14 protein-coding genes are annotated in these 13,883 nt (G+C 59.0%); 11 read left to right on the top strand and 3 right to left on the bottom strand.

Going from position 1 to position 13,883, the window contains the following annotated elements; translation table 11 throughout:
- Position 1 precedes the first annotated feature (1 nt).
- From AC3I0A_RS01815 to AC3I0A_RS01780, 8 genes are all read left to right on the top strand, one after another.
- Positions 2–700, top strand: coding sequence for an SPOR domain-containing protein (locus AC3I0A_RS01815; protein ID WP_489375941.1), 699 nt, complete (start codon positions 2–4; stop codon positions 698–700).
- Positions 701–977: 277 nt separating this feature from the next.
- A complete protein-coding gene (gene hslV, locus AC3I0A_RS01810; protein ID WP_007899242.1) occupies positions 978–1,508 on the top strand; it encodes an ATP-dependent protease subunit HslV in 531 nt (176 codons plus the stop codon).
- Between the two features lie 56 nt (positions 1,509–1,564).
- Positions 1,565–2,902 (top strand): ATP-dependent protease ATPase subunit HslU, encoded by a 1,338-nt coding sequence (hslU, locus tag AC3I0A_RS01805; protein ID WP_489375940.1) that lies wholly within the window; start codon positions 1,565–1,567, stop codon positions 2,900–2,902.
- A 143-nt stretch (positions 2,903–3,045) separates the two neighbouring features.
- A complete protein-coding gene (locus tag AC3I0A_RS01800; protein WP_489375939.1) occupies positions 3,046–3,423 on the top strand; it encodes a gamma-butyrobetaine hydroxylase family protein in 378 nt (125 codons plus the stop codon).
- Between the two features lie 257 nt (positions 3,424–3,680).
- On the top strand, positions 3,681–5,360 hold the full coding sequence (gene phaC, locus AC3I0A_RS01795) for a class II poly(R)-hydroxyalkanoic acid synthase (protein WP_489375938.1): 1,680 nt from the start codon (positions 3,681–3,683) through the stop codon (positions 5,358–5,360).
- Between the two features lie 135 nt (positions 5,361–5,495).
- Positions 5,496–6,353, top strand: a complete 858-nt coding sequence (phaZ, locus tag AC3I0A_RS01790; RefSeq protein WP_489375937.1) for a poly(3-hydroxyalkanoate) depolymerase — start codon at positions 5,496–5,498, stop codon at positions 6,351–6,353.
- Positions 6,354–6,447: 94 nt separating this feature from the next.
- Positions 6,448–8,130: a class II poly(R)-hydroxyalkanoic acid synthase gene (gene phaC / locus AC3I0A_RS01785; protein ID WP_489375936.1), complete on the top strand. Its 1,683-nt coding sequence runs from the start codon at positions 6,448–6,450 to the stop codon at positions 8,128–8,130.
- Between the two features lie 62 nt (positions 8,131–8,192).
- Positions 8,193–8,813 carry a TetR/AcrR family transcriptional regulator gene (locus AC3I0A_RS01780; RefSeq protein ID WP_489375935.1) on the top strand — a complete coding sequence of 207 codons (621 nt, stop codon included), beginning with the start codon at positions 8,193–8,195 and terminating at the stop codon, positions 8,811–8,813.
- A 198-nt stretch (positions 8,814–9,011) separates the two neighbouring features.
- On the opposite strand, the gene AC3I0A_RS01775 is transcribed toward AC3I0A_RS01780, so the two are convergent.
- From AC3I0A_RS01775 to AC3I0A_RS01765, 3 genes are all read right to left on the bottom strand, one after another.
- Positions 9,012–9,755 (bottom strand): phasin family protein, encoded by a 744-nt coding sequence (locus AC3I0A_RS01775; protein WP_489375934.1) that lies wholly within the window; start codon positions 9,753–9,755, stop codon positions 9,012–9,014.
- A gap of 10 nt (positions 9,756–9,765) precedes the next feature.
- Complete coding sequence (locus tag AC3I0A_RS01770) at positions 9,766–10,188, bottom strand: phasin family protein (protein ID WP_489375933.1); 423 nt, start codon at positions 10,186–10,188, stop codon at positions 9,766–9,768.
- A 261-nt stretch (positions 10,189–10,449) separates the two neighbouring features.
- The gene (locus tag AC3I0A_RS01765) at positions 10,450–10,725 is read right to left on the bottom strand and encodes a polyhydroxyalkanoic acid system family protein (RefSeq protein ID WP_489375932.1); all 276 of its coding nucleotides are present in this window, start codon (positions 10,723–10,725) and stop codon (positions 10,450–10,452) included.
- A gap of 154 nt (positions 10,726–10,879) precedes the next feature.
- On the opposite strand from AC3I0A_RS01765, the gene ubiE reads away from it, so the two are divergent.
- Genes ubiE through ubiB form a run of 3 tightly spaced genes read left to right on the top strand, consistent with a single transcriptional unit; the run spans position 10,880 to position 13,871 of the window.
- Entirely contained in the window at positions 10,880–11,650 is a 771-nt protein-coding gene (ubiE, locus tag AC3I0A_RS01760; RefSeq protein ID WP_007989286.1) for a bifunctional demethylmenaquinone methyltransferase/2-methoxy-6-polyprenyl-1,4-benzoquinol methylase UbiE, read from the top strand.
- The gene (locus AC3I0A_RS01755; protein ID WP_489375931.1) at positions 11,650–12,273 is read left to right on the top strand and encodes a ubiquinone biosynthesis accessory factor UbiJ; all 624 of its coding nucleotides are present in this window, start codon (positions 11,650–11,652) and stop codon (positions 12,271–12,273) included. Before ubiE ends, AC3I0A_RS01755 begins: the two co-directional genes overlap by 1 nt.
- Positions 12,270–13,871 (top strand): ubiquinone biosynthesis regulatory protein kinase UbiB, encoded by a 1,602-nt coding sequence (ubiB, locus tag AC3I0A_RS01750; RefSeq protein WP_489375929.1) that lies wholly within the window; start codon positions 12,270–12,272, stop codon positions 13,869–13,871. The genes AC3I0A_RS01755 and ubiB overlap by 4 nt, the downstream gene beginning before the upstream one ends.
- Positions 13,872–13,883 lie beyond the last annotated feature (12 nt).

Below are 13,883 nucleotides of genomic sequence, written 5' to 3'. Positions count from 1 at the left end.
GTTGGCGGCCAAGAAAAAACCTGCACCCAAGCGTGGCGCCAGCCGTTATCAAGCTCCTGCAAAACAACCGATCCCGGGCTGGCTATGGATGGCCATCGGTCTCACCGTGGGCGCTTTCATCGTCTTTTTGATGAAGCTCGAACCGGGCCAGGGCGATGACGTCAAGCGGGTCAAGCAAGAGCAGCAGAAAGCCACCAGGATTGCCGAAGCCAACAAGACGCCTCCGAGCCCACAGCAACCGGTGAAGCCGAAATACGACTTCTACACCCTGCTGCCGGAATCCGAGGTCATCGTGCCGCCGGATGCCGTGCCGGAAAAAACCCTGCCGACTCCGCAGCCGGTGCCCGTGACCCCGGTGACTCCGGCCGAAGCAGCGAAGATCGACACTGCAAGGGCCCAGGCGGCACTCGCCGGCATTACCCCGCCGCCAGCACCGCCCGTCTCGAAAGCAGCGCCGGTGACCAGGTTCTTCCTCCAGGCCGGCTCGTTCCGCAAAGAGGCGGATGCCGACAAGGTTCGCGCGCAGATCATCCTGCTCGGGCAGGCGGTTTCCGTTGAGTCCGGGACGGTGAAAGATGAAACCTGGTATCGGGTGCTGGTCGGGCCGTTCAGCAATCGTGAACAGCTGACCACGGCACAGAAACAATTGGCCGGCAGCGGTTTCAGCAATCTGTTGTTACAACAACGCCAAAGCCGCTAACGCTAAACCCTGTGGCGAGGGAGCTTGCTCCCGCTCGGCTGCGCAGCAGTCGTAAACCCGGCCAATGCGGTTCATCTAACGTGCTGCGGTTACCTGTTTTGGGAGCGCTGCGCACTCCAGCGGGAGCAAGCTCCCTCGCCACAGGTGCTGCCCTGACCACAGGTTGAGCAGCAAACACCGCTCGTCCCCCGGCCTCTCCCACGGTTGAAATACGCCCCACCACCCCCATATGAGTTTCCATCAGGGCATTTTCGCCCCGCTGCGTGGAGACTCTCCCTTGACCACCATCGTTTCAGTTCGCCGCCATGGCAAAGTCGTCATGGGCGGCGACGGCCAGGTTTCTCTCGGCAATACCGTGATGAAAGGCAACGCGAAAAAAGTTCGCCGCCTGTATCACGGTCAAGTCATCGCCGGCTTTGCCGGGGCTACCGCTGACGCCTTCACTCTGTTCGAGCGCTTCGAAGGCCAGCTCGAGAAGCATCAAGGTCATTTGGTTCGCGCAGCCGTAGAGCTCGCCAAAGAATGGCGCACCGATCGCTCCCTCAGCCGCCTGGAAGCCATGCTGGCAGTCGCCAACAAAGACGCATCCTTGATCATCACCGGTAACGGTGACGTGGTTGAGCCCGAAGAAGGTCTGATCGCCATGGGTTCCGGTGGCGGTTACGCTCAGGCCGCAGCCAGCGCCCTGCTGAAAAAAACCGATCTGTCAGCTCGCGAAATCGTCGAAACCGCGCTCGGCATCGCCGGTGACATCTGCGTGTTCACCAACCACACCTTCACCATTGAGGAGCAGGACCTCGCCGAGTAAGCCTGTGCAGGCCTAGCGCCACGGCTTTCATTCTTGCTTGAGGACCGCAAATTATTATGTCCATGACTCCCCGCGAAATCGTCCACGAACTCAATCGCCATATCATCGGCCAGGACGATGCCAAACGCGCCGTCGCCATCGCGCTGCGTAACCGCTGGCGCCGGATGCAGCTGCCCGAAGAGCTGCGCGCCGAAGTGACGCCCAAGAACATTCTGATGATCGGCCCGACCGGCGTCGGTAAAACCGAAATCGCCCGGCGCCTGGCCAAACTGGTCAACGCTCCGTTCATCAAGGTCGAAGCGACCAAATTCACCGAAGTCGGCTATGTCGGCCGCGACGTCGAGTCGATCATTCGTGATCTGGCCGATGCAGCGATCAAGCTGCTGCGCGAACAGGAAATGACCAAGGTTCGTTTTCGCGCCGAAGACGCTGCCGAAGACCGCATCCTCGATGCACTGCTACCTCCGGCACGCATGGGCTTCAACGAAGACGCCGCGCCGAGTCATGATTCCAACACCCGCCAACTGTTCCGCAAGCGCCTGCGCGAAGGCCAGCTGGATGACAAAGAGATTGAAATCGAAGTCGCCGAGTCGGTCGGTGTCGACATCTCTGCGCCACCAGGCATGGAGGAGATGACCAACCAGCTGCAGAACCTGTTCGCCAACATGGGCAAGGGCAAGCGCAAGAATCGCAAGCTCAAGGTCAAGGAAGCGCTGAAACTGGTACGCGACGAAGAAGCCGGTCGCCTGGTCAATGAAGAAGAACTGAAAGCCAAGGCCCTGGAAGCGGTCGAGCAACACGGCATCGTGTTCATCGACGAAATCGACAAGGTCGCCAAGCGCGGCAATTCCGGTGGCATCGACGTGTCCCGTGAAGGCGTACAGCGCGACCTGCTGCCGCTGATCGAAGGCTGCACGGTCAACACCAAGCTGGGCATGGTCAAGACCGACCATATCCTGTTCATCGCTTCCGGCGCGTTCCACCTGAGCAAGCCGAGTGACCTGGTGCCTGAGCTGCAAGGCCGTCTGCCAATCCGCGTCGAACTCAAGGCGCTGACCCCTGAAGACTTCGAACGCATCCTCAGCGAGCCCCAAGCGTCGCTCACCGAGCAATACCGTGAGCTGTTGAAGACCGAAGGCCTGGTCATCGAGTTCTTGCCCGACGGCATCAAACGCGTGGCCGAGATCGCCTGGCAGGTCAACGAAAAGACCGAGAACATCGGCGCCCGTCGTCTGCACACCTTGCTCGAGCGCCTGCTTGAAGAGGTGTCGTTCAGTGCCGGTGATCTGGCCAGCGCCCATGATGGCAAAGCGATCCTGATCGACGCCGACTACGTCAACAGCCACCTCGGCGAATTGGCGCAGAACGAAGACCTCTCTCGTTATATCCTGTAAGCAATACTTACAGTGGTAGCGGACCTGTGGGAGCGAGCTTGCTCGCGATAGCGGTATGACCTTCAACGACACTGTTGAATGTTATGGCCTCATCGCGAGCAAGCTCGCTCCCACAAGGTCCCACACGAGACGGACTACAGGTCATGACCAAACTCCCCATCGCCATCGAACTGCACAAAGCCTCGAAAACCCTGACGCTGAAATACGCGCCGGATGAGGTGTATCAGCTGCCCGCCGAATTCCTTCGCGTGCACTCTCCTTCCGCCGAAGTCCAGGGCCATGGCAAACCTATCCTGCAGTTTGGCAAGATCGGCGTAGGCCTGAACAAGGTCGAACCGGCTGGTCAGTACGCACTGAAATTGACCTTCGACGACGGCCACGACAGCGGCCTGTTCACCTGGGAATATCTGTACCAACTGGCGCAACGCCAGGACGCACTTTGGGCGGATTATCTTGCAGAGCTCAAGGCGGCCGGAAAGTCCCGCGACCCGAGCGAATCCATCGTCAAGCTGATGCTCTAAATCAAGCCTCTCGCTCTTTAGAGGGCATTTTCTAATTTCATCTGTTTGAATGCTCCGCTGCGCTGGCCGACGATTGGCACGCTTGCGAAAAAAATTAAACTCGGGTAACCAATGGAACTGGCAAGTTCCCTGCAGTGCTCTGTGCAATAAAAAGCAGCCATGCGCAATTAACGGTCACCCGAGCAGTAGTACCTGGCGTTGCTGTGTGACTTCACAGTGGGTCCCGGTACTCGTCTCAGGACAATGGAGCGTCGTAGATGAGTAATAAGAGTAACGATGACCTGAAACTTCAAGCTTCGGAAAACACCCTGGGGCTGAACCCCGTCGTCGGTTTGCGTGGAAAAGATCTGCTGACTTCGGCTCGAATGGTCCTGACCCAGGCCATCAAACAACCCATTCACAGCGTCAAGCACGTCGCACATTTTGGTGTTGAGCTGAAGAACGTGTTGTTCGGCAAATCGACGCTGCACCCGGAAAGCGATGACCGTCGCTTCAACGACCCGGCCTGGAGTCAGAACCCGCTCTACAAACGCTATCTGCAAACCTATCTGGCGTGGCGCAAGGAGCTTCACGACTGGATCGGCGACAGCAACCTGCCCGAACAGGACATCCACCGCGCTCACTTCGTGATCAACCTGATGACCGAAGCCATGGCTCCGACCAACAGTGCGGCCAACCCGGCGGCGGTCAAACGCTTCTTCGAGACCGGCGGCAAAAGTCTGCTCGACGGCCTCTCGCATCTGGCCAAGGACCTGGTACACAACGGCGGTATGCCGAGCCAGGTGAACATGGGCGCCTTCGAAGTCGGCAAGAGTCTGGGGACGACTGAAGGTGCAGTGGTTTTCCGCAACGACGTACTCGAACTGATCCAGTACCGGCCTATCACCGAACAGGTGCATGAGCGCCCGCTGCTGGTAGTCCCGCCACAGATCAACAAGTTCTATGTGTTCGACCTGAGCCCGGACAAAAGCCTGGCGCGCTTCTGCCTGCGCAACCACCAGCAGACCTTTATCGTCAGCTGGCGCAACCCGACCAAGGAGCAGCGTGAGTGGGGTCTGTCGACTTACATCGACGCGCTGAAAGAAGCCGTCGACGTGGTTGCCGCCATTACCGGCAGCAAAGACATCAACATGCTCGGCGCCTGCTCCGGCGGCATTACCTGCACCGCGCTGCTGGGTCACTACGCCGCCCTCGGCGAGAAGAAGGTCAATGCCCTGACGCTTCTGGTCAGTGTGCTCGACACTACCCTCGATTCCCAGGTTGCGCTGTTCGTCGACGAGCAGACCCTGGAAGCCGCCAAGCGCCACTCGTATCAGGCCGGCGTGCTGGAAGGCCGCGACATGGCCAAAGTCTTCGCCTGGATGCGCCCCAACGATCTGATCTGGAACTACTGGGTCAACAACTACCTGCTGGGTAACGAACCACCCGTCTTCGACATTCTGTTCTGGAACAACGACACCACCCGGTTGCCAGCTGCGTTCCATGGCGACCTGATCGAAATGTTCAAAAATAATCCACTGATCCGCGCCGACGCACTGGAAGTGAGCGGCACGCCGATCGACCTTAAACAGGTCACTGCCGACATCTACTCACTGGCCGGTACCAACGACCACATCACACCCTGGAAGTCTTGCTACAAGTCGGCGCAGCTGTTCGGCGGCAAGGTCGAATTCGTGCTGTCCAGCAGCGGGCATATCCAGAGCATTCTGAACCCGCCGGGCAATCCGAAATCACGTTACATGACCAGCATCGACATGCCGGCAACCGCCAACGAATGGCAAGAAAACTCAACCAAACACACCGATTCCTGGTGGCTGCACTGGCAGGCCTGGCAAGCCGAGCGCTCGGGCAAACTGAAAAAATCCCCGACCATTCTGGGCAACAAGGCCCATCCGTCCGGAGAAGCCGCGCCGGGCACCTATGTCCATGAGCGTTAAGTTGTAGGCAGTCGAGAAGTCCGCGGCGCTCGGAGGTGCCGTGAGCCCTACCCATACAGCCGAGGCCAGGCCTCGAGTAATCTGGAGCACGCTCAGGACGGCGTGCCCGACGGTTTAACCCACAGGGCTTCCGAGATGCCGCAACCGTTCATTTTCCGTACTGTCGACCTGGATGGCCAAACCATCCGCACCGCGGTACGCCCCGGCAAGTCTCATATGACGCCCTTGCTAATCTTCAATGGCATCGGCGCCAACCTGGAGCTGGTGTTTCCGTTCGTCCAGGCGCTTGACCCGGACCTGGAGGTGATTGCCTTCGACGTTCCCGGTGTTGGCGGCTCGTCGACGCCCAACAGGCCTTATCGCTTTCCCGGCCTGGCCAAACTGACCGCGCGCATGCTCGACTACCTGGACTATGGCCAAGTCAATGTCGTGGGCGTGTCCTGGGGTGGCGCACTGGCCCAGCAGTTTGCTTACGATTACCCGGAGCGCTGCAAGAAGCTGGTTCTGGCAGCCACCGCCGCAGGCGCCTTTATGGTGCCGGGCAAGCCGAAAGTGTTGTGGATGATGGCAAGCCCACGGCGTTACATCCAGCCGTCCCATGTGATTCGCATTGCGCCGCTGATCTATGGCGGATCCTTCCGTCGCGACCCCAACCTGGCCGCAGAACACGCCAGCAAGGTGCGTTCGGGCGGCAAGCTGGGTTACTACTGGCAGCTGTTCGCGGGTCTGGGCTGGACCAGCATTCACTGGCTGCACAAGATCAATCAACCGACCCTGATACTGGCCGGTGACGACGATCCGCTGATCCCGCTGATCAATATGCGCATGCTGGCCTGGCGGATTCCCAACACCCAGCTACACATAATCGACGATGGTCATTTGTTCCTGATTACCCGGGCCGAAGCCGTCGCACCGATCGTCATGAAGTTTCTCGAAGAGGAGCGCCAGCGGGCAGTGATGCATCCGCACCCGACGCCGCCTGGCAGACCATAGAGACCGGATAATCGCCTGCGCAAGAATGGTCTGGAGCGACTATGGTGTCAGTCTTGGATTGATATGTAATGGCTTGACGAAGGAGTGTTGACTCATGCGAGACAAACCCGCGACGGGCTCTTTGCCCACCCCCGCCGCATTCATCAATGCCCAGAATGCGATTACCGGTCTGCGCGGCCGGGATCTATTCTCGACCTTGCGCAGCGTGGCCGCCCACGGTCTGCGTCACCCGGTGCACAGCGCCCGCCATGCTCTGGCCCTGGGCGGTCAGCTGGGCCGGGTGTTGCTGGGCGAAACCCTGCACACGCCGAACCCGCAGGACAACCGCTTTGCCGACCCGACCTGGAAACTGAATCCGTTTTATCGTCGCAGCCTGCAGGCCTACCTGAGCTGGCAGAAGCAGGTGAAAAAATGGATCGATGAAAGCGACATGAGCCTGGATGACCGCGCCCGCGCGAACTTCGTCTTCGCCCTGCTCAATGATGCCGTGGCCCCTTCCAATACCCTGCTCAACCCGCTGGCTATCAAGGAGCTGTTCAACTCTGGCGGTAGCAGCGTGGTTCGTGGTCTCAGCCATCTAATCGATGACCTGATGCACAACAACGGACTGCCCAGCCAGGTCAACAAACACGCCTTCGAGATCGGCAAGACCGTGGCAACCACCGCAGGTTCGGTGGTGTTTCGCAATGAAATGCTTGAGCTGATTCAATACAAGCCGATGAGCGAAAAGCAGTACGCCAAGCCGTTGCTGATCGTGCCGCCACAGATCAACAAGTACTACATTTTCGACCTCAGCCCAGGCAACAGCTTCGTCCAGTACGCGCTGAAAAATGGCCTGCAAGTGTTCGTGATCAGCTGGCGCAACCCGGATGTTCGTCATCGCGAATGGGGCCTGTCCAGTTATGTGGAGGCGCTGGAGGAAGCACTGAATGTTAGCCGCGCGATCACCGGCGCGCGTGACGTCAATCTGATGGGCGCCTGCGCCGGGGGCCTGACCATCGCCGCCCTGCAAGGCCATCTGCAGGCCAAGCGGCAACTGCGGCGGGTCTCCAGCGCCAGCTACCTGGTCAGCTTGCTGGATAGTCAGATGGACAGCCCGGCCACGCTGTTCGCCGACGAACAGACGCTGGAAGCAGCCAAGCGCCATTCCTATCAACGAGGTGTACTCGACGGGCGCGAGATGGCGAAAGTCTTCGCCTGGATGCGCCCCAATGACCTGATCTGGAACTACTGGGTCAACAACTACCTGCTGGGCAAGGAGCCGCCGGCCTTCGATATCCTGTACTGGAACAACGACAACACGCGCCTGCCAGCGGCATTGCATGGCGACCTGCTGGACATCTTCAAGCACAACCCCATGAGCCACGCCGGTGGACTGGAAGTGTGCGGCACGCCCATCGACCTTCAGAAGGTCAATGTGGACAGCTTCAGCGTGGCCGGTATCAACGACCACATCACTCCGTGGGACGCCGTTTACCACTCGACCTTGCTGCTGGGTGGCGAACGGCGCTTCATACTGTCCAACAGCGGGCACATCCAGAGCATCCTCAACCCGCCGGGCAACCCCAAGGCCAACTACATCGAGAATCCCAAGCTCAGTGGCGATCCACGCGCCTGGTACTACGACGGCACTCACGTTGAAGGCAGCTGGTGGCCACAGTGGCTGAGCTGGATTCAGGAGCGCTCCGGCGCCCAGCGGGAAACCCTGATGACCCTCGGCAACCAGAACTATCCACCGATGGAGGCGGCGCCAGGTACCTACGTGCGCGTGCGCTGAATCTTCTCTACGCCACGGTCGGGCTATTGGCCGTGGCATGACTCAATAACCAAGAAGACTGGATGAAAACCCGCGACCGGATCCTCGAATGTGCCCTGCAATTGTTCAACCAAAAGGGCGAACCCAATGTCTCCACCATGGAAGTTGCCAATGAGATGGGCATCAGCCCAGGCAACCTCTACTACCATTTTCATGGCAAAGAGCCGCTGATCCTCGGTTTGTTCGAGCGCTTCCAGACCGAACTGGTGCCGCTGCTCGACCCGCCGGCGGACGCACAACTGGACGCTGAAGATTACTGGTTGTTCCTGCACCTGATCGTCGAACGTCTGGCGCACTATCGCTTTCTGTTCCAGGACCTGTCCAACCTGGCCGGACGCTTGCCGAAACTGGCCAAAGGTATTCGCAACCTGCTCAATGCCTTGAAGCGTACCCTGGCTTCGTTGCTGGCACGCTTGAAGGCGCAGGGGCTGCTGGTCAGCGAGACTCAGGCGCTGGGGCAACTGGTCGAGCAGATCACCATGACGCTGCTGTTTTCACTCGACTATCAACGGATTCTCGATCGCGAGGGAGAAGTACGAGTGGTGGTGTACCAGATCATGATGCTGGTAGCGCCGCACTTGCTGCCACCCGTGAAACTGGCGACCGAGCAAATGGCGTTGCGGTATCTGGATGAGCATGATTGAGATAATTGGGTAGGGCGAAAGAGTTTTTGTGTCTGACAAATAGCTTTCGCGGGCAAGCCCGCTCCCACAAGAGCGGCGCTGTACCTGTGGGAGCGAGCTTGCCCGCGAAGAGGCCCGATCAGGCACCGGGAAATTTTCCGTCAAAAACAAAAACGCCCGACCTTTGCAGGCCGGGCGTTTTTGTGAGTCCCGAAAAAATCAGGACTGACTGGTAGGCGTCGGTGAAGCCGGCGCAACAGTCGGGGTGACCGCAGGAGTCGGTGCAGCAGCGGAGTTACCTGTGCTGACCGGGACTACGGGTTTTGCGGCAACTGCTGGCTTGGGTGCGGCAGCTTTTGGCGCAGCTGGCTTCTTGGCAACCGGCTTCTTCGCAGCGGCAGGTTTAGCTGCTGCCTTGACTGCTGGTTTAGCTGCGGCGGTTTTGGCGGCAGGTTTGGCTGCAGGTTTCGCCGCCGCTTTTACCAGTGGTTTGGCTGCAGTTTTTGCTGCTGGTTTGGCCGTAGCGGTTTTGGCAGCGACTGGCTTGACCGAAGCACCGGTCAGGCGTTCGATCTGCTTGGTCAGAGTATCGACCTTGCTGTGCAGCGCCTTCACTTCATTGCGGCTAGGCACGCCCAGACGCGAAATGGCACTGTTCAGACGCTTGTCGAAAGCCTCTTCCAGCTCGCCCCATTTGCCCAGCGCACGGTCTTTGACATCACCGACGCGGGATTTGGCCGAACTGGCGGAGTCCTTGGCGGCATCGACTGTTTTACCGACAGCGCTTTTGGTGAGCTTCTCGGCTTTCTCGCCATCTTTGACCAGAGTCTCGAACAGCTTGCTGCCGTCAGTGTCGATCTTCGAGTACACGCCTAAACCAGCCAGCCAGATTTTGCGGGAGTAGTCTTCGACTTTCCCAATCCAGGAGCTGCCTTCTTTTTCAGTAGTCTTTTTACCAGCCATCCCGTTCTCCTTAAGATTTACGCGCGACGCGTTCGAGCAATGCCGTCAGCCCATCGAGCTTGGCAGAGAGTGTCTCAACATCATGTTTAGACGCAATGCCGAAGCGATTCAAGGTACTTGCGACACGCGTGTCAAAAGCCTTCTCGACTTTATCGAGCTGCACTTCGACTTTGCCTTTGAAACTGGTGACGTCGCTCTTGACGTTATCAATCTGACTGTTGGCGGCTTCAAGCTGTTCAGTCACAACTTTTTTGCCTTTCTTTTCAACAGTTTGACCAGTCTTTACCAACTCTTGAAAATACTCGCTACCTTCGTGACCGACCTTGGCGTAGGCACCCAGGCCAGCCAGCCAGATCTTGCGGGCATACACTTTCACTTCGCTCAGAGTAGTTGGCTGAACGTCGACTTTTTTCTTCAGACTAACTTTGGCCATGGTGCACCTCACGCGCAAAAGGTTTGAGGAACTGCCCGCTGGAATGAGGGCTCAGGCACAAAGTAGTGAGAAAAATTAGAAACGGCACCCTAACAACTGACACAAACCTTTGGGCACACCACAAACAAATGTGGGAGCGACGGTGCGACGATTCGACCTGCTCGCGAAGAGGCAGGCACATTCAACATTGATGTCGACTGAAAGACCGCTTTCGCGAGCAGGCTCGCTCCCACAGGGATCGCATTCCACAATTGGATCGGGTCACGCCAAGGCTTTATCCAGCGCCCTTTCGATTTCCGATTTGATGGTGCCGCTCATGGCGGACATCAACAGGCCCAGTTCGACATCGACCCTGATCGAGTCCTCGCCCACATGCACCGCCCCTTTCACACCGGAGCGTTTGAGGTTCAGGGTGTCGCCGGACCACTGCGGCTCCAGGCCATATTGATCGGACAGTTTCTGCGCCAACTTGTCGGCCTTCTCGCGGGCCGCTTCCTTACCCAGGCCGTGGGCACGCTCAACACTAATACGGGCCATCGAATGACTCCTGCTTTATGAATACTTCCTGAAGCATCTTGACCGTTGCTGCGTCAAAACGTCCTGGCGGTTGCCTATCTTACATTCAGCCTTGCCAAGACAAAGACCGTCACCGGGATTAGAATGTCCCGCAATCTCTTTTGGTGACAGCGATATGACTGATCAGCGCAAAGGCAGCGATGCCGAACCCACCACTCACTTCGGCTTCAAAAACGTTCCGGAAAGCCAAAAGGCGGAAAAAGTCGCTGAGGTTTTCCACTCGGTGGCCGCCAAGTACGACCTGATGAACGACCTGCTGTCGGGCGGCATGCACCGGCTGTGGAAGCGTTTCGCGATCGAGCTGTCCGGCGTACGCACCGGCAATCGTGTGCTGGACATCGCTGGCGGTACCGGCGATCTGACCAGAAAGTTCTCGCACCTGGTGGGCCCGACCGGTCAGGTGGTATTGGCTGACATCAACGAATCCATGCTCAAGGTCGGTCGCGATCGTTTGCTGGATCTGGGTGTGGCCGGCAACGTCGAGTTCGTCCAGGCCGACGCCGAAAAACTGCCGTTCCCGGACAACCATTTCGACTGCGTGACCATCGCCTTCGGCCTGCGCAACGTGACGCACAAGGAAGACGCCCTGCGTTCCATGCTGCGCGTACTCAAGCCCGGCGGGCGTCTGTTGGTGCTGGAGTTCTCCAAGCCAACCAATGCGTTGATGTCCAAAGCCTACGACGCCTATTCGTTCGCCTTCATGCCACTGATGGGCAAGCTGATCACCAATGATTCGGAAAGCTACCGCTACCTGGCCGAGTCGATCCGCATGCACCCGAACCAGGAAACCCTGAAGTCGATGATGGTCGAGGCCGGTTTCGACCGAGTGACCTATCACAACATGACCGCCGGCATCGTCGCCTTGCATCGCGGCATCAAACCCTGATGTTGCTCAGCGGCCTGCTCGCCGGCGTCGAACACGGTCTGAACCGCGTGCTGCGTCTCGACAGCACGGCCTTGCCGCGCCTGGCGCATCTGAACGGCAAGGTGATTGCTGTCGATTGCCGCAGCCCGGCGTTGCAACTGTTCATCATGCCCAGCGATGAAGGCCTGATGCTCGCCGCCCATTGGGCCGCCGATGCCGATTGCACCTTGCGCGCTCCGGCGTCGAGCTTGCTGAACCTGGCGCTGAGCAAGGACAAGACCTCGATTCTTCACGCCCCTGAAGTCGAACTCGAAGGTGACAGCGCCGTACTGCTGGAACTCGCGGCAATCCTGCAAGACCTCGAGCTGGACTGGGAGTACGAGCTTTCACGCTGGCTTGGCCCGGTCGCCACTCCGCTGATCGGCGACTATTTGCGCAGTCGCGCACGCTGGTATCAGCAAGGTTTCGCCAGCCTGAACCAGAACCTTGCCGAGTACCTCAGCGAAGAGTCGCGCGCCCTGGTAGGCCAACGCGAAGCCGAAGCCCGCTTTAGCGAACTAGACCAGATCAAGCTCGATCTGGAACGTCTTGAGGCGCGTTTCGAGCGTCTTTCCCGATCCCTTGATTCAAGCGATAACGCATGAAGCTGCTTGCCGTCCGCCGTTTGTTGCGCATCCAGCGCGTCGTAATCCGCTACCGCCTCGATGACTTGTTGTTCGCTCTGCCGCTGCCCTGGTTTCTCCTGGCGCTGCGCCATGCCTTGCCGTGGCGCTGGTTTCCGCGCAAGACACTGGCGCTTACCCGCGGTGCCCGCCTGCGCCTGGCGTTGCAGGATCTAGGGCCGATTTTCATCAAGTTCGGGCAGATTCTTTCCACTCGCCGCGATCTGTTGCCCGAAGACATCGCCGACGAGCTGATGCTGTTGCAAGACCGCGTACCGCCGTTCGACTCTCAAGTGGCAGTGGATCTGATTGAAAGCCAGCTCGGCAAGAAAATCAGCGAAGTCTTCAGCCGTTTCGACTTCGAACCGCTGGCCTCGGCCTCGGTGGCCCAGGTTCACGCCGCGCAGCTGAAAAGCGGTGAAGAAGTGGTGGTCAAGGTCATACGCCCGGGCCTCAAGCCAATCATCGCCCAGGACCTGGCCTGGCTGTTCATCCTCGCCCGCGCCGCCGAGAAACTCTCCGCCGACGCCCGCCTGCTGCACCCGATGGAGGTGGTCCAGGACTACGAAAAAACCATCTTCGACGAACTCGACCTGTTGCGCGAGGCGGCTAACGCCAGCCAGTTGAGACGTAACTTCGAAGACTCACCGTTGCTTTACGTGCCGCAGGTCTACTGGGACTGGTGCCGGCCGAAAGTCTTGGTGATGGAGCGCATCTACGGTGTTCAGGTCACCGACCTGGCAACCCTGGCCGACCAGCGCACCGATATGAAAATGCTCGCCGAACGCGGCGTGGAGATCTTCTTCACCCAGGTGTTCCGCGACAGTTTCTTCCACGCCGACATGCACCCCGGCAACATCTTCGTCAGCACCGTGCAGCCGTGGAGTCCGCAGTACATTGCCATCGACTGCGGCATCGTCGGCAGCCTGACCCCGCAAGACCAGGACTATCTGGCGCGCAACCTGTTCGCCTTCTTCAAGCGCGACTATCGCCGCGTCGCCCAACTGCACATCGATTCGGGCTGGGTGCCGGCGGAAACCAAACTCAATGAATTCGAAGCGGCGATCCGTACCGTTTGCGAACCGATTTTCGAAAAACCATTGAAAGACATTTCCTTCGGTCAGGTGCTGATGCGTCTGTTCCAGACCGCACGGCGCTTCAACATGGAAGTGCAACCGCAGCTGGTGCTTTTGCAGAAAACCTTGCTGAACATCGAAGGCCTGGGCCGTCAGCTGTACCCGGATCTGGACCTGTGGAATACCGCCCAGCCGTTCCTCGAACGCTGGATGCGCGATCGGGTCAGCCCGAAAACCCTGCTGGGCAACCTGCAGGGTCAGGTCGAGCAACTGCCGCGCCTGGCCAACATGACCCGCGATCTGCTGGAACGCATGTCGCAACCCCATGCCGATCCGCCGCGACAGTGGCACAAGCGCAAGGACGACCTGTTCCTGCGCCTGCTCGGCACCGCACATCTGGCCGGCGGTACGATACTCGCTGCCGGTGGTCCGTTGAATGAGTTGGGGCATTGGCCGGCCGGAATCATGGTTGCCGTCGGCTTGTATCTGGTCGTGCGCCGATAGCCAGTGGCGCGA

The organism is Pseudomonas sp. KH_024_B2 (assembly GCF_057839965.1).
This window is presented reverse-complemented; position numbering and strand designations above follow the sequence as displayed.